This window comes from Halomonas gemina, from assembly GCF_023554995.1.
In the GTDB taxonomy this organism is placed as follows: domain Bacteria; phylum Pseudomonadota; class Gammaproteobacteria; order Pseudomonadales; family Halomonadaceae; genus Halomonas; species Halomonas gemina.
Window position 1 is genome coordinate 1 of record NZ_JAMJPK010000002.1, and the last position, 20,720, is coordinate 20,720.

The following is a 20,720-nucleotide window of genomic DNA, read 5'->3' on the forward strand; positions in this document are numbered from 1 at the left end:
ATGCCGAACTCAGCAGTGAAACCGCTCAGCGCCGATGGTAGTGTGGGGCCTCCCCATGCGAGAGTAGGTCATCGTCAGGCACCTATTCAGAAAAAACCCCGAGTTCACCAGAGCTCGGGGTTTTTTCATGGGCGGCACATCACGCCGTTACATGATGTTGCAACCCGGAGTGGAAAGGCCGTCTGCCAGCGACTAGGGTTTACGCTGCACGCCGCAATGGATCTGGACGTCTCAGAAGGAGATGAGCATGAAGAACGCCATGATACGCAAGCTGGGCCTGGCCCTGTTGATCGCCATGCTGGGTGCCGGCCTCGCGGCCTGCGAGGAAGAGCAGGGTCCGGCCGAGGAGGCAGGCGAGAATATCGATGAGTCCATGGAAGAGATGGGCGAAGGCATGGAGGAGATGGGCGAGGAGATGGAAGAGACAGCCGAGGATGCCCAGAACTGACTGCTTTCCATCACCGGCAGCAGAGACCGATGGCAGGAACATCAAGAGGCCGGGCACCATGCCCGGCCTCTTGCGTATCGGCCTGCCACTCCCTGGGCCTCGGTTCAGGGCATCAGGCGCCCGGGTTCTGCTCGATCCCCTGCAGGTACCAGGGCGCGCCGTCGCTCAGCTGGCGGGTCAGGTGCCAGGTCTCGTTGAACTCGTTCTCCTCCCCGTTCTCGGCGATGATGCCGTGGAAGATCACCGTGGCCTCTGCTGTCTGGTCCATCTCACGGATGCCGCCGAGCTCGGCAAACAGCCGCACGATCTCGGTGCGGTTGTTCGCCGGCTGGCGGTCACGCTCCTCACGCAGCAGGTTGTAGAGCTCCGGGGTCACGTACTCCTGGATACCGGCGAAGTCGTTGTTGTCCCAGGCGCGCTGCAGGGTCATGAAGTGCTCCTTGGCGCCGCCGAGGAAACGCTCCCGGTCGAACCACTCGGGCTCCGGGGCGAAAGCGGCCCCGCTGGCCAGCGGGGCCTGCTCGGCCTGGAAGTGCTGGGGCCCGGTGGTGGCATCCGGCTGGCCGGGGCCAGCGGCCACGGCCGGCCGGCGCCGGGCGAACAGTTTGAAGAGCAGGAAGGCCGCGCCGGCGACCAGCAGGAGGTCCATCAGGCGCAGCTCGTCGAAGGCGCCACCGAAGAAGAGCGCGGCGAGCAGGCCACCCGCGAGCAGGCCACCAAGCATGCCTCCCATCCGCGAGCCGGGGCGCGCCTGGGTGGCGCGATTGCCGGCGGCCTGGTTCTGGGTGGCCGCAGGTTGCTGCACGGTGCGGGACTGGCTGCCAAAGGTCTTGCCGCCACCCAGGCGGCGCGCATCGGCATGGTCCACGGCCAGGCCGAAGCCCAGCACGCCAACCACGAGCATGACGAGAAGGTGACGCATCGGGGTGTTCTCCATCGGGGAAGGGGATGAGAAGGGGTCGGAAGCCTCCATTCTAGCGGCTATGCTGGTCGGCCACGACAACTAACCACTCAAGAGGGGGCCGCCGATGCGCCTGACGCGAGAGAAGAGCCTGCTGCTGATCGTCGACCTGCAGGCCGGCCTGCTGCCGGTCATCGAACATGGTGACCAGGCGGTGACCGAGGCCGCCTGGCTGGGCGGCATGGCCGGCGAGCTGGAGGTGCCGGTATGGGTCACCGAACAGTATCCCGAAGGGCTGGGGGGCAGCGAGCCGCGGCTGCTGGAGGCGTTGCCGGCGCATCGCCTGTGGCACAAGGTCCACTTCGATGCCCACGCCGAGCCGGCCTTCGCCGAGGCCATGGCCGCCGGTGATCGTCAACAGGTGGTGCTGTGCGGCACCGAGGCGCATATCTGCGTGATGCAGACCGGCCTCGGCCTGCTCGAGGCGGGGTACGAGGTCTATTGGCTGGTGGAGGCCTGCGCCAGCCGGCGGGCCGCCGAGGCGCGACTGGCCAAGGAACGGATGGTGCAGGCCGGGGCGGTGCCGGTGAGCGCCGACATGGTCGCCTACGAGTGGCTGCACCGCTGCGACGACGAGCGCTTCAAGCAGGCCCATCGCCGCTTTCTCCGGGGGCGCTCGGCACGCCCTTTGGTGTTTACCGGCTAGGCCCTCAGGCGGCCCCCTCGGCGCGGGTGAAGACCAGGGTGTCGCCCTCCGAGAGCGTGGCGTCGTAAGCGTAGCCCGCCACGTCGAACTTCTTGAGGCCCTCGGGGTCGTCCAGGCGCTCGCGGATCATCCAGGCCGCCATCAGGCCGCGGGCCTTCTTGGCGTAGAAGCTGATGATCTTGAGCTTGCCGTTCTTCTCGTCCTTGAACACTGGCGTGATCACCCGCGCCTGGAGCGCCTTCGTGTCGACCGCCTTGAAGTATTCGTTGGAGGCGAGGTTGACCAGCACCGGGCTGCCGCTTTGCGCCACGGCGCGGTCGAGCTCGGCGGTCAGCGTCTCCCGCCAGAAGGCATAGAGGTCCTTGCCCGCGGGGTTCTCGAGCCGGGTGCCCATCTCCAGGCGGTAGGGCTGGATCAGGTCCAGGGGGCGCAGCAGGCCGTAGAGGCCGGAGAGGATGCGCAGGTGCTCCTGGGCGAAGGCGTTGTCGTCGTCGCTGAAGGTATCGGCCTCGAGCCCCACGTAGACGTCGCCCTGGAAGGCCTGGGCGGCGGGCTTGGCGTTCTCGGGCGTGAACGGGGTGTGCCACTCGGCGAAGCGGGCGGCATTGAGCCCGGCCAGCTTGTCGCTGATGCCCATCAGCTCGCTGAGCCGCTGGGGGGAGTAGTCGCGCAGGACCTCGATCAGCTCACGGCTGTGGTCGAGGTGGTCCGGCTGGGTGTGCAGGGTCGTGGTGGCCGGGGTCTCGAAGTCCAGCGTCTTGGCGGGCGAGATCACGCTCAGCATGGAGGCGCTCCTGTGCCAGAAGGGGGTGGCCTGGTGGCCGTTCAGGACAGTATACCAAGCGGCCCGGGGGCGAGGGGCTATCGGGGTGATAGCCCCTCGCGCCGGCACCGTCGGGTCAGGGCGCGGGGTTGGGGATACGCTGGTGAACGGCCTCGATGGCCTCCAGCACCTCGTCGTCGAGCCGCAGGGACTCGCTAAGCAGATTGCTCTCCAGCTGCTCCATGGTGGTGGCGCCGATGATGTTGCTGGTCAGGAAGGGCCGCGAGTTGACGTAGGCCAGGGCCATTCGGGCCGGATCCAGGTCGTGGTCGCGGGCGATCTGCACGTAGGCGGCGGTCGCCTCCTCGGCCAGTGGGTTGGTGTAGCGCTGGAAGCGCTCGAACAGGGTCAGCCGGGCCCCGGCGGGGCGGGCGCCATCCAGGTACTTGCCGGAGAGCATGCCGAAGGCCAGCGGCGAGTAGGCGAGCAGCCCCACCCGCTCGCGGTGGGCGATCTCGGCCAGCCCCACCTCGAAGGTGCGGTTGAGCAGGCTGTAGGGGTTCTGGATGCTCGCCACCCGGGGCAGGCCCAGGGTGTCGGCCAGGTGCAGGGCACGCATCACGCCCCAGGGGGTATCGTTGGAGAGCCCGATGGCGCGTACCTTGCCGGCATCCACCAGCTCCTTGAGTGCCGACAGCGTCTCCTCCAGCGGGGTGCTGTCCTCCTCGTCGTCGTGCTCGTAACCGAGCCTGCCGAAGAAGTTGGCCTTCCGGTCGGGCCAGTGCAGCTGATAGAGGTCCACGTAGTCGGTCTGCAGCCGGGCGAGGCTGTCGTCGATGGCCTGGTGGAGGTGCTCGCGGGTCAGCCGCGGGCCGCCGCGGACATGCTCGAGGCCGGGACCGCTGGCCTTGGTGGCGATGATCACGTCATCGCGGCTGCCGCGGCGCTTCAGCCAGCTACCGATATAGGACTCGGTGCGTCCCTGGGTCTCGGCCACTGGGGGCACCGGATACATCTCGGCGGTGTCGATGAAGTCGATGCCGAAGGCCACGGCACGGTCGAGCTGCTCGTGGGCCTCGGCTTCGCTGTTCTGCTCGCCGAAGGTCATGGTGCCGAGGCACAGGCGGCTGACCTCGATGCCGGTATCGCCTAGCGGTCGCGTCTGCATTCGTCACTCCTGGCAGGACTGCTGAAGGGGTTGACCCGGTAGGGTAGCGGGGCCCGGACGGGGCGGCAAATCCCGGGGTTGAGTCACTGCCGGGGCGCGCGTATGCTTGCTTCCCCGTTGCCCCGGCGGAGTCCGCAGGGCCACCTTTTTACGCAGGAAGCGATACCGGCCACAGGATGTGGCCGGTATCACTTCCGCACCATTGGACGCAGGGTTGTTGCCATGCCAGAGGCATCCTCACTGTTCACCCGGCTCGAGTACCGGCTTGCACAGCAGCTGTTCCATACTCGCTGGCTGCCCCGCTCGCCGCGTACCCAGCGCCTGACCATGCACCTCTTTCAGCGCTGTGCCGATGCCGGGCATCCGGCGGCGCTGTCGCAGTATGGTCATATGCTCTTCCACCGCGGCGTCAGTCCCCAGGACAAGGCCCGCGGGGCGCGCTATGTGCTCGAGGCGGCCCATGCCGGAGATGCCAAGGCCCAGTATCAGGCCGGACAGATCCGCGAGCATGGCTGCGCCCAGTATCCGCGTCGCGACGACCATGCCGTGACCTGGTATGCGCGCGCGGGCGAGGCGGGTCATCCCCTGGCAGCGGCCCGCCTGGCACATGCCTACCGCAACGGCGAGCTGGGGCTGCCGGAGGATACTGAGAAGGCCGCGCACTGGCAGGCCCTGGCCGATCGCCTGGCCGGGTTCGCCGGTTCGCTGGGCTCTGCTGGTTCTCTGGACTCTGGTTCGCTGGACTCTGGTTCGCTGGACAGGGCCGAAGGCGAGACGCGACACTAGACACTAGGAGCCTGTCGGGCTTGACCAATCGTCGTAGCGAGAGATTCGGGTTTCGAGACAAGTTCATCGATCTGTTGAGGCGAATAGCGTGCTCTTTAACGAAACAGATCGAATGAAATTGGCCGAAAAACCGGATTTCGCAGTAGATTAGCGTTAAGTCCGACAGGCTCCTAGACTTCGTCTCCATTGCCATCGGCCATCTCGACCAAGGACTCTCCCGCCCGTGACGCTACCCACAGTGCTGGATATCGAGGCGTCCGGCTTCGGGCGCGGCAGCTACCCCATCGAGGTCGGCCTGGTCCGCGCTGATGGCAGTACCTGTTCCTTCCTCATCCAGCCGCTGGCCGAGTGGACGCACTGGGACCCCAAGGCCGAGCTGCTGCACGGCATCAGCCGCGGTCGGCTGCAGCGCGAGGGCTACCCGGTGCGCCAGGTGGCCCGCTGGCTCAATGACGAGCTGGGGGAGATCGGCATCGCCTACAGCGACAGCTGGGGCTACGATAATACCTGGCTGTCGCTGCTCTTCCATCATGCGGGCATGCTGCCGGCCTTCCGCCTCGAGGCGCTGCGCATCCTGCTCAGCGAGGAGCAGCAGGCGCTGTGGAGCCGCACCAAGGAAGCCATCATCCGCGAGCAGGGCATCCACCGGCACCGGGCCGGCGAGGATGCGCGCCTGCTGCAGCTCACCTACCTGCGCACCCTCGAACTCGCCGCCGGCGCCTGACGCCGTGACGGGTCATCCGGCCGTGGCCAGCCGGGCCTCCAGCGCATCCAGCAGCTCGTCGGGCTCGGTGGCATCGACCAGCTCGGCCCGGGTGCGGCCATTGAGGAAGCCGTGCTCGACGGTATTGTCGAGGAAGGCCAGCAGCGGGGCATAGAAGCCGGCGGTGTCGAGCACGCCGATGGGCTTGTCGTGCAGGCCCAGGTAGTGCCAGGTCCAGGCCTCGAAGAACTCCTCCAGGGTGCCGATGCCGCCGGGCAGCACGATGAAGGCATCGGCATGGGCCGCCATGCTCGCCTTGCGGTCGTGCATGTTGCGTACCCGCACGAGTTCGGTCAGGCCATGGTGGGCCTGTTCGCGCTCGACCAGGTGGTCGGGCATCACCCCGATGGCCTCGCCGCCGGCCGCCATCACGGCATCGGCCAGCTCTCCCATCAGGCCGACCCGGGCGCCGCCGTAGACCAGGCCATGGCCGCGCTGGGCCAGCTCGGTGCCCAGTTGGCGCGCGGCCTCGAGGAATTGCGGGTCCTGGCCCTCCCGGGACCCCAGATAGACGCAGAATCTCGACATGCTCTCCTCCTTGGCAAGGCCATCATCCTAGCGGCCGCCGAGGGGACTCGAAAGCCTGCAAACGCCAGGGGCGCCGAAAAGGCGCCCCTGGTGGTGTGATGGTAGCCGGCCGGTTCAGCGAGAGCCTGCGGCATCGCGCTGCATGGCCTGGCGCAGCAGCCTCACGCCCACGCCGCCGATGACGAGCATGCTGGCGATCAGCGCGAGACTGGCAATCACATGGGTATCCAGGTACATCCGGGGGTCTCCTCGGTAGGGGGTCAGGGTAGGGGTGTTGTCGTGGTCAGGGCAGGCAGTCGGCCACCCCGTAGTGCGCATCGAGCCACTGGCCGATGACGTTCTCGCCGCAGAGGTGGTGGGCATACTGGGTGTGCAGGCAGCGCACCTGGTCGCGGTTGGCGATGCCGCCGATACCGCGCTCGGTAAGCACTCCCTCGTAGCCCAGGCGGGCGACCTCGGCCTTCTGGGCCTCGCTCATGCAGGCCCAGCGGGCCGCCACGTAGGCGTCGTGGCTGCGGTGGTAGGCGGCCAGGAAGTCGGGGTCCTGCTGCAGGCGGGTCTCCAGCTGCTTGATCACCCCGGCGGCCTCGATGCGCGAGATCTCGACCTTGAGCCGCTCTGAGCAAAGCCAGTAGAGGGTCGGGAAGGGCTTGCCGTCGACGATGGGCGCCATGCGCAGCACCAGCGGGGTGCCCTCGCCGTCGGTGGCGGCCAGGGCCTCGATGCCGCGAGGCGCGCGGCCGAGCTGTTCGGCGATGATGGCCAGCTGCCGGGCGTCAGGAGTCTGATCGGTGCGGATCACCATCGTCGTTGTCCCGTAAGAACTTGTTCGAATGCCCCACGGCGAGGAAGAAGGCGCGGTTGAGCTGCTCGGGGGTGGGGACATAGCGCCATTCCCGCTCGCAGTACTCACCGGCCCGTGCCATCAGCACCTCGTAGAGGCGATTGAACGGCGCATCATAATCGTAAGGGTCGGCGCCAAACAAGCGGATGTGGGGATAGTCGGCGAAGCGCGCGATGAAGTAGCGCTCCAGCTCGGCCTCGACGGCACGATGCCGGGGCGTGTCGTCCGGGTCCAGCCAGAGGGTGTAGCGGATGGCCATGTGCGGCTCCCGTCGGTGAGGTGGCGACCCTGTTGTGACAGCGCCGGCCAGGATTCGGCTCGGGGCGGTTCAGCGTCGGGCCAGGGCGGTTAGGCGGGCCCCGGTCAGGCGCGCCAGGTCGTCCGGGGCCAGGCAGATCTCCAGCCCGCGGCGCCCGCCGCTGACATGGAGGGTCGCGAGGCGCTCGGCGCCGGCATCGAGGAAGGCGGGCAGGCGCTTCTTCTGCCCCAGCGGGCTGATGCCGCCGACCACGTAGCCGGTGGCGCGCTCGGCCTCGGCGGGGTCGGCCAGGCGGGCCTTGCGACTTCCGGCCGCGCGGGCCAGGGCCTTGAGATCGAGCTGGGCGGCGACCGGTACCATGGCCATCACCAGGCGGCCGTCGTCGAGCCGGGCGAGCAGGGTCTTGAACACCGCATCGGGCGAGAGGCCCAGTGCCTGGGCGGCTTCCTCGCCGTAGGCGGGGCTGCGCGGGTCATGGTCGTACTCGGCCAGGCTGAACGCGACCCCGGCCTTCTCGAGAACCTTCACCGCTGGGGTCATGCGTCCGCCGGCTCCGCCTGGAGGTGGGCCTCAAGGGCCTCGCGCAGCTCGCCCTCGATGGGGATGGCCTTCTTGGCCTCGTGGTCGAAGTGCACCATCACGGCGTGGCCGAGGTTGGTCAGCTGGCCGTCCTGGCGCGCCTCCTGGCTCACCGTGAAGGAGCTGTTGCCGAGCCGCGAGACATAGGTGCGGATCTCGATCTCGCGGCCGTACTGCAGCTCGGCCCGGTAGTCGACCTCCATGCGCGCCATGATCAGCCGCCACTTGCGCGGGTCCAGGTCCGGCGTGAAGAGTCGGAAGAGGTCGTTGCGGGCTAGCTCGAACCAGGCCGGCAGCCGGGTGTTGTTGACGTGGCCCAGGGCATCGGTGTCGTAGAAGGCGGGCTCGATGGTGCGGGTGAACATCTGGGGTTTCCTTGTTGTGGTCTCTGCAGGGAGGACAGCTTTGCCCCGAGCAAGCGCTCGGTCAAGCCCTCGCGCGTGGGCTCGCGGCCAGGCGCGCGGCCCGCCAGGCCAGCAGGCGGGTCCAGGCCAGCAGCCAGGCGGTAGCCACGGCGAAGCCGATGAGGGTGCCGAGCACCAGCCCCAGGCTGTCGTAGGTCAGCGAGACGCACAGGGCGTACCACAGCAGGGCGCCGAGCCCGGCCGGGTAGTGCTTGATCACCGTGGCCACCGGGGCGGCACCGTGGGTCAGGTGCAGGATCACCAGGAAGGGGTACATGGTCACCGGGAAGGCGGCCATGACCCCGGCCCAGGCGGCCGGCATCACGTGGGCGAGGCCGGTGATCAGGAAGATGATCCCGGCGGCCAGGGCGGCGCGCAGGCCCAACGCCGCCCAGCTGAAGCCGCCGCGGGCGCCGGTGGCGGTTTCCGGTACCCGACGGTAGAGCCGGATGAAGAGGATGATCGCGGCCAGGGTGGTCAGGGTGCCGGTCAGGCGGGTGAACTCCACCTGGGTCAGCAGCAGGCTCACCGCCAGCCAGGCGGCAAGGCCTCCTGCCGTTCCTGCGAGCACGCCGGGCAGGCCGTTACGGCGTGCGCAGAGCAGGTAGCCGCCGCCCAGCGCCAGGGTGGCGGTGAAGCCGGCCAGCGTATGCACGGCACTCTGGGAGGCGAAGGCCGGGGAGATCTCCAGGCCGATGAAGAACAGCGCGATGGCGGTGCCAAGCGGGTAGCCCGCGAGCAGGCCGGCCACGCGGGTGCTGATCCGCTCGGCGATCATCGAGAGGCCGAGCACCACGCCGATCGATACCAGCAGCTTGGCCAGCTGCCAGCTCAGGGGAACTTCCATACTGTTTTCCTTCTCCCTTCGGGTGTGTCCTGGACTCTTGGAGGCCCGCATGGCCGACCATGATCTGTCGCCCCCACCACGTCCCGAGGCCTGCGAGCTATGTGGGCGCGCCGCGCCGTTGACCCGCCATCACCTCATCCCGCGGTCGCTGCATGGCAAGGCCCGCTATCGGCGTCGCTTCGATCGGGTAGAGCGGCTTACCGCCATCCTCTGGGTCTGCCACGCCTGCCACAAACACCTGCATGCCGTGCTCAGCGAACGTGAGCTGGCCGAGCATTATCGCAGCCGGGGGGCGTTGATGGCGCATCCCCAGATCCAGACCTTCGTCGCATGGCTCTCCACCAAGCCCGCCGGCTTCCGGCCCAAGAAGCGGGCGGCGCGGCGACGCTAGCCTGCCATCAGACAAGGCGCAGCCCCTTGAGGTCGGTCCAGGCGGCCCTCAAAGCAGCGGCCAGCGGTTCACGAAGGTGCTCGGGCAGCGCCTGCTCGGCGGCGGCGAGGTCCGCGAAGTCGCGGTTGCGCAGCCAGCAGTAGGCCCAGGCGCAGGCCTCGTCGTCACTGGCCGGCAGCGGTCGCGCGGGCATCTGCACCAGCAGGAAGGTGGCGGTGCGTGCCGCCCAGAGGGGCGGCTCCTCGCCGTCGGAGCGGCTCCAGCCGGCGAGGGTGTCGCCATCCGGCGTGCTCTCGGGGAGGCCGATCCGGGTCACCCGGGCGGTCTCGGCGAGCAGCAGTGCCAGGCGGTCGGCATCGCCCTGGCCCAGGGCCAGCCACTGGCCGACCAGGGTGGGCAAGCCGCGGCGTACCTTGGCATAGAAGCCCTCTTGGGGCATGGTCTCGTTCATCTTGCTGGCCTTCTGGGATCGGGAACTGCACATGGAATTTGATTTTGCCACGCCCGTCGAGCGTCGCCACCCGTCGGGCGGTGACTGGCCCTCGCAGAAGTGGCATCGCTACGGCGATGAGGTGCTGCCGCTGTGGGTCGCCGATATGGACTTCGCCTCGCCCCCCGCGGTCATCGAGGCACTGCGGGCCCGGGTGGAGCATGGCGTATTCGGCTATGGCCTGGTGCCCGACTCGCTGCGCGAGACCCTCTGCGCCTGGAGTGCCGAGCACTACGGCTGGGCCATCGAGCCCGACTGGCAGCTGTGGCTGCCGGGGGTGGTGCCGGCGCTGCACATGGCTAGCCTGGCGCTGACCGAGCCCGGCGACGGCGTGCTGACGGTGACGCCCATCTATCCGCCCTTCCTCAGAGTGGCCGAGCGCACCGGGCGGCGGCCCCAGCAGGCGGCGATGCGGGCCCCGGCCGCGCCCGGCGAGCCCTGGCGGCTCGACCTCGCGGCGCTGGAGGCGGCGATTACCGCCGAGACCCGGCTGCTGCTCTGGTGCCAGCCCCACAATCCCACCGGCCGGGTATGGACGCGCGAGGAGCTGGCGGGACTGGCCGCGCTGGTCGAGCGTCACGACCTCTTTGTGGTCTCCGACGAGCTGCACTGCGACCTGCTGCTCGACGAGGGCGCCCGCCATGTGCCGCTGGCGGCCGAGTTTCCCGGGCTGGCCTCGCGCACCCTGACCCTCTGGGCGCCGTCCAAGACCTTCAACCTGGCGGGGCTGACCACCGCCTGCGCGGTGATTCCCGACGCGGGTCTGCGACGTCGCTTCGCCAGGAGCATCAAGGGGCTGACGCCCGATGGCAACGTCCTGGGGCTGGTGGCCGCCGAGGCCGCCCATGCCCATGGCGAGCCCTGGCGGCAGGCGCTGCTGAGTGTCTTGCGTGGCCACCGCCAGGCGCTGGTCGAGCGGGTGGCCGGCTGGCCCGGCGTGGCCATGAGCCCGCCTGAGTCCACCTACCTGGCCTGGCTGGACCTGCGCAAGGCGCAAGCGCTTGAGGGGCTGGAGGGGGCACCGCAGCGGCTGCTGCTCGAGCGGGCCGGCGTGGCGCTCTCCGACGGCGCCGACTTCGGCTGGCCGGGCTTTGCCCGCCTCAACTTCGGCACCACGGCCCCCCAGCTGGAGGCGGCCCTGGCGCGGCTGGATAGCGTACTCGGGGGCTGACATACGCACGGCCGCCCCGGGAGGCGGCCGTGCGAGTCGGCGTTATGGCCGGCGCTTCAGTAGAGTAGGGCGAAGAGCTTGCGGCGGTAGGCGACCGTCAGCGGATGGTCGGCGCCCAGGGCATCGAAGACCTGCAGCAGGGTGCGGCGGGCGGCATCGTCGCCGTAGGCGCGGTCGCGTTTCATCAGCGCCAGCAGGGCATCCAGGCCGGCCTCGTAGTGGCCGTCGGCCACCTGGTGCAGGGCGCGCTTGTAGTGGGCCTCGCTGTCGTCGCGGCCCTCCAGGGCGGCCAGCTCCTCGGCGGAGGGCGCCTGCTCGCCGAACTCGATGCTGGCGCGCACGCCGCGGGCCGGAGCGGCGTCGCGCTCTTCCGGGGGAAGGTTGTCGAGCAGGGTGCGGGCCTGCTCGGCCTGGCCGTCGGCCACCAGGGCGCGGGCCAGCTCCACCTGGTAGGGGGTATGCTGGGGGTACTGCTGCACCAGCTCCTGATAGATCTCCCGGGCGGTGGCGGCATCGCCGGCGGCCAGGGCCTCGGCGGCCTGGTCCTCGGGGCTCGCCGGGGCCTCCTCCGGCGCCGGGAAGTAGCGCCCCAGCCACTCGCGCACCTGCTTCTCGGGCAGGGCACCCTGGAAGTGGTCGACCAGGCCGCCCTGGCTGATCAGCTTGACGTCCGGCACCGAGCGCACGCCGAGCTGGCCGGCGATCTCCTGGTTCTCGTCGATGTTGAGCTTGGCGAGGATGAAGGCGCCCTGATACTCGCGGGCCAGCTTCTCGAGGATCGGCATCAGGTTCTTGCAGGGCTCGCACCAGGGGGCCCAGCAGTCGAGCAGCACGGGTACCTGCATCGAGGTCTCGAGCAGCTGCTGGATGTTGCTGGCGTCGACGTCGATGATCATCTCGGCGTTCTGGCCGCCGGCAGACGGGGCGTCGGCATTCTCGCCGGCAGGGAGGTCGTCGGTGAGCGGTTCACCTGTGCGGGGGTCGACGATGGGCATGATCGCTAGCCTTGCGTGAGGATGAATTTGCCTAACAGATGCGGGTGATCGCCCGCGACTTCAAGGGGAGCCGGCCAGTGGTACGACGAATTCTGCGTGTGACCTCCGGGCTGACGGTGATGCTCGCCCTGCTGCTGGCCGGGCCGCTGTGGATGCTGGCCACCGAGAGCGTGGAAGGCCGTGGCCACTGGTCCACGGCCGATCGTGCCTCGGCCGGCCTGGCCCCGCCCCCTGACAAGGGCTCCGGAGCGGTGGTTCAGCTCTACGCGGCCAGGGCCTGGGGATGGCGTGGCGCCTTCGGGGTGCATACCTGGATCGCCACCCGGGAAGCCGGGGCCGACGCCTGGCGGATGCACCACGTGCTCAGCTGGCGCCGTCCGGCCCTGGAGTCGCGGTCGACCCCCACGCCGGATCGGGCCTGGTTCGGCAGCGAGCCGATGCTGCTGGCCGACTACCGGGGCGAGGCGGCCGCGCGGCTGATTCCCGGGATCGAGGCCGCGGTGGCGGCCTATCCGGCCCCCGCGACCTACCGTGCCTGGCCGGGGCCCAACAGCAACACTTTCACCGCCTGGGTGGTTCGCGAGGTGGAGGGGCTCGAGGCGACGCTGCCGGTGACCGCGGTGGGCAAGGACTACCTGTTCGACGGCGTGCTGGCCGCGGCGCCGGGCGGGCTTGGCGTCACCGCCTCGCTGGGCGGCCTGCTGGGGCTGACCCTGGGGCGCGACGAAGGGCTCGAGCTCAACCTGCTGGGCCTCGCGCTGGGGGTCGACCCGCTCCGCCCGGCGCTCAAGCTGCCGGGCATCGGCCGGCTGGGCATGGCCTCCGCCATCAAGGGGGAGGGGAAGGTAGCGGGGACCGCTGACCCTGAAACGAAAGGGAACCGATGACCGACCGACGGTCATGCGGCATACGAAAAAGCCGACTCCCGTAGGAATCGGCTTTCTCAATATTTGGTAGCGGGGACCGGATTTGAACCGATGACCTTCGGGTTATGAGCCCGACGAGCTACCAGACTGCTCCACCCCGCATCAACGTGAAATGTATTCTACAGGCTATGCGCCTTTGGTCAAGGGTTGATTTCAAACGCTCGTCCCGGCGGCACTCCCTGGTCCATACTTCCTGTGCTGTCATCAAGGTGACAGATCAATGAACAAGACTGGTGATGGCCGGCCTGGCGCCACGCCAGACAAGATGTCATGCATATCAGGGAGGTAGTCAATGACAACACAAGCACCCGTCGCCTGGGTCACCGGTGGTACCGGGGGTATCGGCAGCGCCATCTGCCGCACGCTGGCCTCAGAGGGCTACACGGTGGTTGCGGGATACCACAACCCGGAGAAGGCCAAGGCCTGGCTGGAGACCCAGAAGGCCGAGGGTTTCGACAACATCGACATTGCCGGGATCGACCTGGTCGACTTTGATTCCTGCGTGAAAGGGGTCAAGGAGATCGAGGAGAAGCACGGTCCCGTCAGCGTGCTGGTCAACTGTGCCGGGATCACTCGGGACGGCACCCTGAAGAAGATGACGCCGGAGCAGTGGCACGAGGTCATCGACACCAACCTCAACAGCGTCTTCAACACCTGCCGCAGCGTGATCGAGAGCATGCTCGAGAAGGGCTATGGCCGGATCATCAACATCTCGTCCATCAACGGCCGCAAGGGCCAGTTCGGCCAGGTCAACTATGCCGCGGCCAAGGCGGGCATGCATGGCCTGACCATGTCGCTGGCTCAGGAGACGGCCACCAAGGGCATCACCGTGAATACGGTGTCACCCGGCTACATCGCCACCGACATGATCATGAACATCCCCGAGAAGGTCCGTGAGGCCATCCGCGAGACCATCCCGGTCAAGCGCTACGGGACGCCCGAAGAGATCGGTCGCCTGGTGGCCTTCCTCGCCGACCGGGAGTCGGGCTTCATCACCGGCGCCAACATCGACATCAACGGCGGACAGTTCATGGGCTGATCGCCCGACCGTCGCACGCCCACTGCCGCCGGTGACCCTGGCGGCAGCCACGACAGCGCGAGGCATCTGCCTCGCGCTGTCGCGTCTGTGGGCGGCTAACGTGCTCAGGGCGGTGGCAACTCGGCCAGGCTCTCGAGCATGCGGTCGAGCTCGCCCACCTCGCGCTCCCAGAGCCCCTCGGGCATCGGGCCGGTGGCCAGCAGGTCGGCCAGTATCTGGTGGAGCTCCTCGGCGCGGGAGGTCTGCTGGCCCAGGTTGTCGTTGAGGCGTTCGACCTGGATCGCCAGGCGCAGCGGGTCGTCACGCCGGTTGACGCGACCACCGGCCAGCAGCGACAGGTGGGCCCGCAGGCGTGCCAGTCGCTCCTCCACCGCGTCGTCCGCACCGGCCTGGCGGGCGGCATTGCGGCTCGCGTGGGCGTGGCGCAGTGCACTCGACAGGGCCAGGTCGTCTGGTACGGCGACCTCCTCCACGGGGCCGCCGGCCAGGCGCTGGGCGTCTGCCTGCAGGTGGGCATTGAGCAGGGGGCGGATGGCCTGCCAGCGCTCGGCCTCCTCGGCCAGCGACAGGCGGGCCAGGCGCTCGCGACGGGCCCGCACGATACCCGTCCAGCGACGGCGCATGCCTTCGCTGCGTCGTCCCGAGGGCAGGGGCTCGAGTGCCGTGACCTCGCGTACCGCCTCGTCCAGCACGCTGGCCTCGCGACTGTGCGTCGGGTGCCAGCTGTCGAGCCGGTCGATCAGCGCCTGCATGGCCTCCAGTCGGGCCCGGTTGCGCTGGGCCTGGTCATCCCGGGCGGCCTCCCGGCTGGCGAAGATGTCGTCGCACAGCGAGCGGAACTCACGCCACAGCGCCTGCTCATCGCCCTTGGGAGCGCGTCCCAGGTCGCGCCAGCGGCGCTGCAGTGCCTTGGCCTGGTCGGCCCGCTTGACCGCGGGCATCTCCCGGGTCAGCAGCTCGCGGGTCTGCTCGATCAGGTCACGCTTGGCCTCGGCGATCTCATGGGCGCGCCGGTCGATCAGGGCCTGGAGGTCATGGCGGATGCGCCCGAAGCGTCGGCCGATGGTCTCGGCCTGATCCCGGGGCACCGGGGCGAAGCGGCGCCACTGTTCCCGCGAGCGGTCGCGGATCTCGCGCAGCGCATCGGGGTCGGCTTCGTGGGCGGGCTGCTCGAGCAGCGTCTCGAGCTGCTCGCAGAGCGCCTCGCGGGCCGCCAGGTTGCGCTGGCGCTCGGCCTGCTGGCGCTCCCGCCAGGGGGCCAGGCGCTCGTGGATACGGTCGGAGGCGGCGCGGAAGCGGGCGGACTGCTCGCGGTTGGCGGCGGCATCCCCCAGGGCCTTCCACTCCTTGATCAGCTGGCGATGGCGGCGGTCGAGGGCAGCGTCGCTGGCGCCCTCCTCATCGGCCAGCGCCTCGATGGCGAGGCACAGCTGGTCGCGCTTGGGGCCGGCGACGAAGCCGCGCCAGTCGCGCAGTTCGGCGAGTCGTGCCGCGAGGCGCTTGAGTCGCGCCTGGTGAGGCTGCAGCGGTGCCGGGGGCAGCCGTTCGGCCTGCTGGCGCAGCCGCTGGTGGAGCCGGCTGGCGCCCTTGAAGGCGCCGCTCTCCAGCAGGCGCTCGAGCTGGTCGAGCTCCTCGATGAAGCGCGACAGTCGGGCGTCCAGGTCGCCATCTTCCTGGGGAGGCTCGGCGGCGAGGCGCTGTCGGGCCCGCTGCAGCAGCGGCGCCGGTGCCAGTCCTGGCGGCCAGCCGCAGGCCTCCACCAGGGCCTCGAGGCGTTGGTCATCGCCGTCGGCCAGGGCCTGCTCGATCGCCTCGGCACGCTCGTCCAGGCGTACCCGCGCCTGGACGATGCCTTCGTAGGCGGCAAGCGCCCGGTCGTAGCGGTCACGCAGTGCCTCGTCGGCCAGGTGCTGGTCGGAGAGGGCCTGCCAGCGGCTGGCCAGCAGGCGCTTCTGGGCGCGCAGGCTGGCGATGTCCTGGTCGGTGAGCCGGTCGCCCTGGTGCAGGCCCTCGAGGCTCTCCTCCAGGGCCTCGACCAGGGCCTCCCGGGTCTGGTCGGCACTCTCGCGCTGACGATGGTCGGCATCCCGCGCATGCTCCTGGGCCTCGTGGTCGCCGATGACCTTGCGGCAGCGCAGGCAGGCCTCCTGGTAGCGGCGCTCCTGCCGGGCGTCCGGCAGGTCCTCGAGCTTGGCCCATTCGCGCACCAGGTGGCGGAAGCGGCCGGCATAGAGCGGTTCCCAGGGGCTGCCGGCGTGCTGCTCCAGGGTAGTGAGCAGGGCCTCGCGACGCTCTCGGGCGGCCGCCAGGGAGGCGGCATCGGCCCGTCGCCGATTGAGGCGTTCACGCGCCTTGCGGGCCACCTGACGGTCCCGGCGCGCCTCGTGGGCCAGGCGGGAGAGTCCCGCCTCGCTCTCGACCCGGGCGGCCGCGGCATGACGCACGGCGGCGATGCCGTTGTCGCAGGCCTGGCGGATCAGGTCCTCTTCCGCCTCGAGGCGGGCCAGGGCGGCGAGGCGCAGCTGCTGGTTGTCGCCCTGCAGGGCCAGCTGGTTGAGCAGGTCAGGGTCCTCGAGCCGCTCTACTAGGGCGATGCGCGCCGGCAGGTCATGCTGGCCGCGGCGTCCGGCGAGCAGAGCCACCAGGTGACGTCGCAGCTCCGGGGAGGTGGCGGTGGCGTCCCCCTGACTCAGGGCCAGCAGGCGCTCGGGGTCCTCCAGGCGGGCCAGGGCCGCCTCGCGTACCTCGGGCTCGGCGTCGAGGGCGAGCTGCTCGAGGGCATGGCGCTGGTCTTCGCGGGACGGGTCGAAACGTGCCACGGCCTGGCGGCGGACCTCGGGGTCCGGGTGTTTCCAGCGCGGGGCGAACAGGCGGCGAAGGAGTCCTGGCATGGGGCTTCCTGACAAAGGGAACACTTCCCGGCGGAGCGCGGGAGGGGCATTATTATTGGTGGCAACGGCGCAGGGCCTGGGTCGAGAGTATCTAAGCACGTGCCGAGGCTGCAGAAAAGTCCAGCCGGCGGGGAGGTGTGGCCCCCCGGAGACACTGACAACGGCCCCACCTTGACCGTATGATCGGTTGCAGGGGCGCAGCCACTCGCTTAGCTTTGTGGCTGTACCCCGATCATCACCCGACGTGGAGTTCGGCAATGAGTCTCAAAGTGGACAGGGACAGCATGGCATTCACCTTCAAGGGGGGGATGCTGCCGATGACGGTCATGGAGCTGACCAGCGCCGATCCCGAGCGCATTCGCGAGCAGCTCGCGGGCAAGCTCAGTCAGTCGCCGGCCTTCTTCCAGCATACCCCGGTCGTTCTCAACGTCGAGAAACTCGATGAACCCCATCTGGCCCTGGAGCGCATCTGCGCGGTCTGCCGGGCCCACAAGCTGCTGCCAGTGGCGGTGCGCGGCGGCCCGGATCCGGTCAAGCAGTCGGCCTGGGCCCTGGGACTGGGCTGGTTCCCGCCCCAGGAGGCCTCGCGCCCGCGTGCCCTGGAGAGCGTTGTCGGTGACGGCGACGTCGAGATGGCCGAGCCGCTCGAGCCGGCAGAGCCGGCCGGAGAGGAGGCCGTGACCCCCGACGCGCTACCCGGGACCACGGCGGGCGGTCGCATCTACCGCGGCACGGTGCGCTCCGGGCAACAGGTGACTGCGCCCGAGGGCGACCTGGTGGTGGTGGGGGCGGTCAATGCCGGGGCCGAGGTGCTCGCCGCCGGCAGCGTGCATGTCTACGGTGCCCTGCGCGGGCGTGCCCTGGCCGGGATCCATGGTGATGCCCAGGCCGGCATCTTCTGCCGTGAACTGCATGCCGAGCTGCTTTCGGTGGCCGGCAACTACAAGCGCCTCGAGGACATCGACCCGCGCCTGCTGGGCACCACCGTGCAGGTCCGGCTGAGCGACGACCAGCTCGGCATCACGCCGCTGGCCTGATGCCGGCTGGACCGATCGTACCACCATTCCCTTAATCATCATCACAAGACAGGATGCGACACTTGGCCAAGATCATCGTTGTGACCTCCGGCAAGGGCGGGGTCGGCAAGACAACCAGCGCAGCCGCCATCGCCACAGGGCTGGCGCTGCGTGGCAAGAAGACCGTGGTCATCGACTTCGACGTGGGGCTGCGCAACCTCGACCTGATCATGGGCTGCGAGCGTCGCGTGGTCTACGACCTGGTCAACGTGATCCAGGGCGAGGCGGGGCTGAACCAGGCGCTGATCCGTGACAAGCGGGTCGACAACCTGCATATCTTGCCGGCCTCCCAGACCCGCGACAAGGATGCCCTGACCCTGGAGGGCGTCGAGAAGGTGCTCGATACCCTTAACAAGGACTTCGACTTCATCATCTGCGACTCCCCGGCGGGCATCGAGCGTGGCGCCCAGCTGGCCATGTACTTCGCCGACGCGGCGATCGTGGTCACCAACCCCGAGGTCTCTTCGGTGCGTGACTCCGACCGCATCCTCGGCCTGCTGGCCTCCAAGACCCGGCGCGCCGAACGCGGCGAGGACCCGATCCAGGAGCACCTGCTGATCACCCGCTACAACCCGAGCCGTGTCGACCTGGGGGACATGCTCAACCTGGAGGACATCCGCGAGATCCTGGCCATCGACCTGCTCGGCCTGATCCCGGAGTCGGAGGCGGTGCTGCGGGCGTCCAACCAGGGGGTGCCGGTCACCCACGATGATGACAGCGATGCCGGCCAGGCCTATGCCGACACCGTGGCCCGCCTGCTGGGCGAGGAGGTGCCCCTGCGCTTCCACGAGTACCAGAAGAAGAGCCTGTTGAGCCGCATGTTTGGAGGAGTCCGCCGGTGAAGTTGCTCGATTTCCTGAAGCGAGAGCGCAAGAAGTCCGCGTCGGTCGCCAAGGAGCGGCTGCAGATCATCGTGGCCCATCAGCGCACCCAGCGGGGGCAGCCGGACTACATGCCGCTGCTGGAGAAGGAGCTGCTGGAGGTGATCCGCCGCTACGTGCAGATCGATGATGACGCGGTCAACATCACCCTCGACAGCGAGGACAACTGCTCGGTGCTGGAGCTCAACGTGACGCTGCCCAAGGCCTGAGCGGACAGCCCTGAGCGGTTGCTGCACGGAGAGCCCTGAGCGTTTCCTGGGCGACAGCCCGGCGGCTGAGTCGCCCGCGGGGCTGTGCTAGGCTGGGGCCCGTGAACCCACGCCTTTCGGAGAGCTCCCGCCCATGGCGCAGTCCCCCGCCGCCCCGCAGTCCTTCCTGTGGCACGACTACGAGACCTTCGGTGCCGATCCGCGTCGCGACCGTCCCTCCCAGTTCGCGGCCATCCGCACCGATGCCGACCTCAACGAGATCGGTGAGCCCCTCGAGCTCTTCTGCAAGCCGTCCGATGACTTCCTGCCCCATCCCCAGGCCTGCCTGATCACCGGCATCACGCCCCAGCAGGCCCGCCGTCGCGGCCTGCCCGAGGCCGAGTTCGCCGGCGTGGTCGAGGCGGCCATGAGCGAGCCGGGCACCTGTGTGCTGGGCTACAACAGCCTGCGCTTCGACGACGAGGTGAGCCGCCACCTCTTCTACCGCAACCTGCTCGACCCCTATGCCCGGGAGTGGCAGAACGGCAACTCGCGCTGGGACCTGATCGACGTGGTGCGTGCCTTCCATGCCCTGCGCCCCGAGGGCATCGAGTGGCCGGCGCGTGACGATGGTGCGCCGAGCTTCAAGCTGGAACACCTGACGGCCGCCAACGGCATCGCCCATGCGGGGGCCCACGACGCCCTGGCCGATGTCCGCGCCACCATCGCCCTGGCGAGGCTGCTGCGCGAGCGCAACGGCAAGCTCTTCGACTACCTGCTGGGGCTGCGCGGCAAGCGGGCCGTCGCCCGGCAGCTGGATCTGCCCGGGCGCAAGCCGGTGCTGCATATCTCGCGGCGCTACCCGGCGAGTCGCGGCTGCAGCGCCCTGGTGATGCCGCTGGCCGAGCATCCCTCCAACCCCAACGGGGTGATCGTCTTCGACCTCTCCATGGACCCGGCCCCGCTGCTGGAGCTCACCCCGGAGCAGATCCGCGAGCGGGTCTTCGTCAGCAACGATGACCTGGCGGAGGGGGCCGAACGCATTCCGCTGAAGGTGATCCACCTCAACAAGTGTCCGGTGCTGTTCCCGACCAGCGCCCTCAAGGACGTGGAAGGGCCGCACAAGGGTGAGTACGGCGCGATCGTCGAGCGGCTGGGGCTGGACCTGGCCGCCTGCCGTGCCCACTGGAAGCTGCTGTCGAACCGCCCGGAGGTGGCCTCCCGGGTCGCCGAGGTGTTCGCCTCACCGCCTCCCGAGCCGCCGCAGGACCCGGACCTGATGCTCTATTCCGGGGGCTTCTTCTCGCCGGCGGACCGTCAGCAGATGCAGCGGGTGCGCGAGACTGATCCCTGGGACCTGGTGGGCGCACGCTTCGCCTTCCAGGACCCGCGCCTCGAGGAGATGCTGTTCCGCTACCGGGCCCGCAGCTATCCGGAGACCCTGGAGAGCGAGGAGCAGGCACGCTGGGAGGCCTTCCGCTGGGAGCGCATCAACGATCCGGCTGTCGCCAGCCTGACCCTCAAGGAGTTCGCCCGGGAGATCGAGCGGCTCAATGGCGTGCCGCTGTCCGACCGTGACCGGCAGATCCTCGAGGAGCTGGTGATGCACGTGGAGGCGATCATGCCGCCCCAGGCCTTCGACTGACGGCAGGCGCCCCGCGCACTGCCAACGACAG

The 20,720-nt window shown here is 69.2% G+C and carries 25 protein-coding genes, 1 tRNA gene and 1 rRNA gene; 13 read left to right on the forward strand and 14 right to left on the reverse strand.

The features are described from left to right. Together rrf and M8009_RS04045 are read left to right on the forward strand one after the other, a co-directional pair. Positions 1–80: ribosomal RNA gene (gene rrf, locus M8009_RS19305) — 5S ribosomal RNA — on the forward strand; the annotation flags it as partial. A gap of 167 nt (positions 81–247) precedes the next feature. Next, a complete protein-coding gene (locus tag M8009_RS04045; RefSeq protein ID WP_250059492.1) occupies positions 248–448 on the forward strand; it encodes a hypothetical protein in 201 nt (66 codons plus the stop codon). Between the two features lie 112 nt (positions 449–560). On the opposite strand, the gene M8009_RS04050 is transcribed toward M8009_RS04045, so the two are convergent. Then, the gene (locus M8009_RS04050; RefSeq protein WP_250059493.1) at positions 561–1,370 is read right to left on the reverse strand and encodes a Tim44 domain-containing protein; all 810 of its coding nucleotides are present in this window, start codon (positions 1,368–1,370) and stop codon (positions 561–563) included. A 106-nt stretch (positions 1,371–1,476) separates the two neighbouring features. Between M8009_RS04050 and M8009_RS04055 the strand changes: the two genes are divergently transcribed. Then, positions 1,477–2,055, forward strand: coding sequence for an isochorismatase family protein (locus tag M8009_RS04055; RefSeq protein ID WP_250059494.1), 579 nt, complete (start codon positions 1,477–1,479; stop codon positions 2,053–2,055). 4 nt (positions 2,056–2,059) lie between these two features. Here M8009_RS04055 and yaaA read toward each other — a convergent pair whose 3' ends face one another. Both yaaA and M8009_RS04065 read right to left on the reverse strand, forming a co-directional pair. Further along, positions 2,060–2,839, reverse strand: a complete 780-nt coding sequence (yaaA, locus tag M8009_RS04060) for a peroxide stress protein YaaA (protein WP_250059495.1) — start codon at positions 2,837–2,839, stop codon at positions 2,060–2,062. Between the two features lie 115 nt (positions 2,840–2,954). Beyond that, positions 2,955–3,986, reverse strand: coding sequence for an NADP(H)-dependent aldo-keto reductase (locus M8009_RS04065; RefSeq protein ID WP_250059496.1), 1,032 nt, complete (start codon positions 3,984–3,986; stop codon positions 2,955–2,957). A gap of 222 nt (positions 3,987–4,208) precedes the next feature. On the opposite strand from M8009_RS04065, the gene M8009_RS04070 reads away from it, so the two are divergent. After that, a complete protein-coding gene (locus M8009_RS04070; protein ID WP_250059497.1) occupies positions 4,209–4,772 on the forward strand; it encodes a tetratricopeptide repeat protein in 564 nt (187 codons plus the stop codon). Between the two features lie 223 nt (positions 4,773–4,995). Further along, positions 4,996–5,496, forward strand: coding sequence for a hypothetical protein (locus tag M8009_RS04075; RefSeq protein ID WP_250059498.1), 501 nt, complete (start codon positions 4,996–4,998; stop codon positions 5,494–5,496). Between the two features lie 12 nt (positions 5,497–5,508). Here the strand turns inward: M8009_RS04075 and M8009_RS04080 are convergent, their stop codons facing one another. The 7 genes from M8009_RS04080 to M8009_RS04105 all read right to left on the reverse strand — a co-directional run bounded on the left by M8009_RS04080 (position 5,509) and on the right by M8009_RS04105 (position 8,996). Beyond that, positions 5,509–6,063 carry an LOG family protein gene (locus tag M8009_RS04080; protein WP_250059499.1) on the reverse strand — a complete coding sequence of 185 codons (555 nt, stop codon included), beginning with the start codon at positions 6,061–6,063 and terminating at the stop codon, positions 5,509–5,511. A 114-nt stretch (positions 6,064–6,177) separates the two neighbouring features. Further along, positions 6,178–6,300: a hypothetical protein gene (locus M8009_RS19045; RefSeq protein WP_284047718.1), complete on the reverse strand. Its 123-nt coding sequence runs from the start codon at positions 6,298–6,300 to the stop codon at positions 6,178–6,180. Between the two features lie 46 nt (positions 6,301–6,346). Next, positions 6,347–6,868 (reverse strand): DUF501 domain-containing protein, encoded by a 522-nt coding sequence (locus M8009_RS04085; RefSeq protein WP_250059500.1) that lies wholly within the window; start codon positions 6,866–6,868, stop codon positions 6,347–6,349. Then, positions 6,840–7,166, reverse strand: coding sequence for a hypothetical protein (locus M8009_RS04090; protein ID WP_250059501.1), 327 nt, complete (start codon positions 7,164–7,166; stop codon positions 6,840–6,842). Before M8009_RS04090 ends, M8009_RS04085 begins: the two co-directional genes overlap by 29 nt. A 69-nt stretch (positions 7,167–7,235) precedes the next feature. Continuing rightward, a complete protein-coding gene (gene ybaK / locus M8009_RS04095; RefSeq protein ID WP_250059502.1) occupies positions 7,236–7,706 on the reverse strand; it encodes a Cys-tRNA(Pro) deacylase in 471 nt (156 codons plus the stop codon). Further along, positions 7,703–8,110, reverse strand: a complete 408-nt coding sequence (locus M8009_RS04100; RefSeq protein WP_250059503.1) for an acyl-CoA thioesterase — start codon at positions 8,108–8,110, stop codon at positions 7,703–7,705. The genes ybaK and M8009_RS04100 overlap by 4 nt, the downstream gene beginning before the upstream one ends. A 61-nt stretch (positions 8,111–8,171) precedes the next feature. Beyond that, complete coding sequence (locus M8009_RS04105; protein ID WP_250059504.1) at positions 8,172–8,996, reverse strand: hypothetical protein; 825 nt, start codon at positions 8,994–8,996, stop codon at positions 8,172–8,174. Positions 8,997–9,045: 49 nt separating this feature from the next. On the opposite strand from M8009_RS04105, the gene M8009_RS04110 reads away from it, so the two are divergent. Beyond that, a complete protein-coding gene (locus tag M8009_RS04110; protein WP_250059505.1) occupies positions 9,046–9,387 on the forward strand; it encodes a hypothetical protein in 342 nt (113 codons plus the stop codon). A gap of 7 nt (positions 9,388–9,394) precedes the next feature. On the opposite strand, the gene M8009_RS04115 is transcribed toward M8009_RS04110, so the two are convergent. Then, positions 9,395–9,826, reverse strand: coding sequence for a hypothetical protein (locus tag M8009_RS04115; protein WP_250060041.1), 432 nt, complete (start codon positions 9,824–9,826; stop codon positions 9,395–9,397). 43 nt (positions 9,827–9,869) lie between these two features. On the opposite strand from M8009_RS04115, the gene M8009_RS04120 reads away from it, so the two are divergent. Next, a complete protein-coding gene (locus tag M8009_RS04120; protein WP_250059506.1) occupies positions 9,870–11,048 on the forward strand; it encodes a MalY/PatB family protein in 1,179 nt (392 codons plus the stop codon). A 56-nt stretch (positions 11,049–11,104) separates the two neighbouring features. Here the strand turns inward: M8009_RS04120 and M8009_RS04125 are convergent, their stop codons facing one another. Further along, positions 11,105–12,043, reverse strand: a complete 939-nt coding sequence (locus M8009_RS04125; RefSeq protein ID WP_250059507.1) for a tetratricopeptide repeat protein — start codon at positions 12,041–12,043, stop codon at positions 11,105–11,107. Positions 12,044–12,120: 77 nt separating this feature from the next. Between M8009_RS04125 and M8009_RS04130 the strand changes: the two genes are divergently transcribed. Then, positions 12,121–12,930, forward strand: coding sequence for a DUF3750 domain-containing protein (locus M8009_RS04130; protein WP_347709826.1), 810 nt, complete (start codon positions 12,121–12,123; stop codon positions 12,928–12,930). A 64-nt stretch (positions 12,931–12,994) separates the two neighbouring features. Here M8009_RS04130 and M8009_RS04135 read toward each other — a convergent pair. Then, a tRNA-Met gene (locus tag M8009_RS04135) sits at positions 12,995–13,071 on the reverse strand. A 190-nt stretch (positions 13,072–13,261) separates the two neighbouring features. Here M8009_RS04135 and phbB point away from each other — a divergent pair. Continuing rightward, positions 13,262–14,008, forward strand: a complete 747-nt coding sequence (gene phbB, locus M8009_RS04140) for an acetoacetyl-CoA reductase (RefSeq protein ID WP_250059508.1) — start codon at positions 13,262–13,264, stop codon at positions 14,006–14,008. A 104-nt stretch (positions 14,009–14,112) separates the two neighbouring features. Here the strand turns inward: phbB and M8009_RS04145 are convergent, their stop codons facing one another. Continuing rightward, positions 14,113–16,899 carry a DUF349 domain-containing protein gene (locus M8009_RS04145; protein ID WP_250059509.1) on the reverse strand — a complete coding sequence of 929 codons (2,787 nt, stop codon included), beginning with the start codon at positions 16,897–16,899 and terminating at the stop codon, positions 14,113–14,115. Positions 16,900–17,156: 257 nt separating this feature from the next. Here M8009_RS04145 and minC point away from each other — a divergent pair, with 257 nt between their 5' ends. The 4 genes from minC to sbcB all read left to right on the forward strand — a co-directional run bounded on the left by minC (position 17,157) and on the right by sbcB (position 20,689). After that, positions 17,157–17,936 carry a septum site-determining protein MinC gene (minC, locus tag M8009_RS04150; protein ID WP_250059510.1) on the forward strand — a complete coding sequence of 260 codons (780 nt, stop codon included), beginning with the start codon at positions 17,157–17,159 and terminating at the stop codon, positions 17,934–17,936. Between the two features lie 62 nt (positions 17,937–17,998). Then, complete coding sequence (gene minD / locus M8009_RS04155) at positions 17,999–18,817, forward strand: septum site-determining protein MinD (RefSeq protein WP_151443506.1); 819 nt, start codon at positions 17,999–18,001, stop codon at positions 18,815–18,817. Then, complete coding sequence (gene minE / locus M8009_RS04160; RefSeq protein ID WP_071944062.1) at positions 18,814–19,065, forward strand: cell division topological specificity factor MinE; 252 nt, start codon at positions 18,814–18,816, stop codon at positions 19,063–19,065. The genes minD and minE overlap by 4 nt, the downstream gene beginning before the upstream one ends. A 133-nt stretch (positions 19,066–19,198) precedes the next feature. Then, on the forward strand, positions 19,199–20,689 hold the full coding sequence (sbcB, locus tag M8009_RS04165) for an exodeoxyribonuclease I (protein ID WP_250059511.1): 1,491 nt from the start codon (positions 19,199–19,201) through the stop codon (positions 20,687–20,689). The last annotated feature ends 31 nt before the right edge of the window (positions 20,690–20,720 follow it).

What these genes read in the sequence shown, in the direction of transcription:
- M8009_RS04065 (WP_250059496.1), bottom strand. Translation starts at nt 3,986, where the DNA reads ATGCAGACGCGACCGCTAGGCGATACCGGCATCGAGGTCAGCCGCCTG.
- M8009_RS04090 (WP_250059501.1), bottom strand. Translation starts at nt 7,166, where the DNA reads ATGGCCATCCGCTACACCCTCTGGCTGGACCCGGACGACACGCCCCGG.
- M8009_RS04125 (WP_250059507.1), bottom strand. Translation starts at nt 12,043, where the DNA reads ATGCCCATCGTCGACCCCCGCACAGGTGAACCGCTCACCGACGACCTC.
- M8009_RS04105 (WP_250059504.1), bottom strand. Translation starts at nt 8,996, where the DNA reads ATGGAAGTTCCCCTGAGCTGGCAGCTGGCCAAGCTGCTGGTATCGATC.
- yaaA (WP_250059495.1), bottom strand. Translation starts at nt 2,839, where the DNA reads ATGCTGAGCGTGATCTCGCCCGCCAAGACGCTGGACTTCGAGACCCCG.
- M8009_RS04115 (WP_250060041.1), bottom strand. Translation starts at nt 9,826, where the DNA reads ATGCCCCAAGAGGGCTTCTATGCCAAGGTACGCCGCGGCTTGCCCACC.
- M8009_RS04070 (WP_250059497.1), top strand. Translation starts at nt 4,209, where the DNA reads ATGCCAGAGGCATCCTCACTGTTCACCCGGCTCGAGTACCGGCTTGCA.
- M8009_RS04145 (WP_250059509.1), bottom strand. Translation starts at nt 16,899, where the DNA reads ATGCCAGGACTCCTTCGCCGCCTGTTCGCCCCGCGCTGGAAACACCCG.
- M8009_RS04050 (WP_250059493.1), bottom strand. Translation starts at nt 1,370, where the DNA reads ATGCGTCACCTTCTCGTCATGCTCGTGGTTGGCGTGCTGGGCTTCGGC.
- ybaK (WP_250059502.1), bottom strand. Translation starts at nt 7,706, where the DNA reads ATGACCCCAGCGGTGAAGGTTCTCGAGAAGGCCGGGGTCGCGTTCAGC.
- M8009_RS04085 (WP_250059500.1), bottom strand. Translation starts at nt 6,868, where the DNA reads ATGGTGATCCGCACCGATCAGACTCCTGACGCCCGGCAGCTGGCCATC.
- M8009_RS04080 (WP_250059499.1), bottom strand. Translation starts at nt 6,063, where the DNA reads ATGTCGAGATTCTGCGTCTATCTGGGGTCCCGGGAGGGCCAGGACCCG.
- M8009_RS04055 (WP_250059494.1), top strand. Translation starts at nt 1,477, where the DNA reads ATGCGCCTGACGCGAGAGAAGAGCCTGCTGCTGATCGTCGACCTGCAG.
- M8009_RS04110 (WP_250059505.1), top strand. Translation starts at nt 9,046, where the DNA reads ATGGCCGACCATGATCTGTCGCCCCCACCACGTCCCGAGGCCTGCGAG.
- minC (WP_250059510.1), top strand. Translation starts at nt 17,157, where the DNA reads ATGAGTCTCAAAGTGGACAGGGACAGCATGGCATTCACCTTCAAGGGG.
- M8009_RS04100 (WP_250059503.1), bottom strand. Translation starts at nt 8,110, where the DNA reads ATGTTCACCCGCACCATCGAGCCCGCCTTCTACGACACCGATGCCCTG.
- M8009_RS19045 (WP_284047718.1), bottom strand. Translation starts at nt 6,300, where the DNA reads ATGTACCTGGATACCCATGTGATTGCCAGTCTCGCGCTGATCGCCAGC.
- phbB (WP_250059508.1), top strand. Translation starts at nt 13,262, where the DNA reads ATGACAACACAAGCACCCGTCGCCTGGGTCACCGGTGGTACCGGGGGT.
- sbcB (WP_250059511.1), top strand. Translation starts at nt 19,199, where the DNA reads ATGGCGCAGTCCCCCGCCGCCCCGCAGTCCTTCCTGTGGCACGACTAC.
- M8009_RS04045 (WP_250059492.1), top strand. Translation starts at nt 248, where the DNA reads ATGAAGAACGCCATGATACGCAAGCTGGGCCTGGCCCTGTTGATCGCC.
- M8009_RS04120 (WP_250059506.1), top strand. Translation starts at nt 9,870, where the DNA reads ATGGAATTTGATTTTGCCACGCCCGTCGAGCGTCGCCACCCGTCGGGC.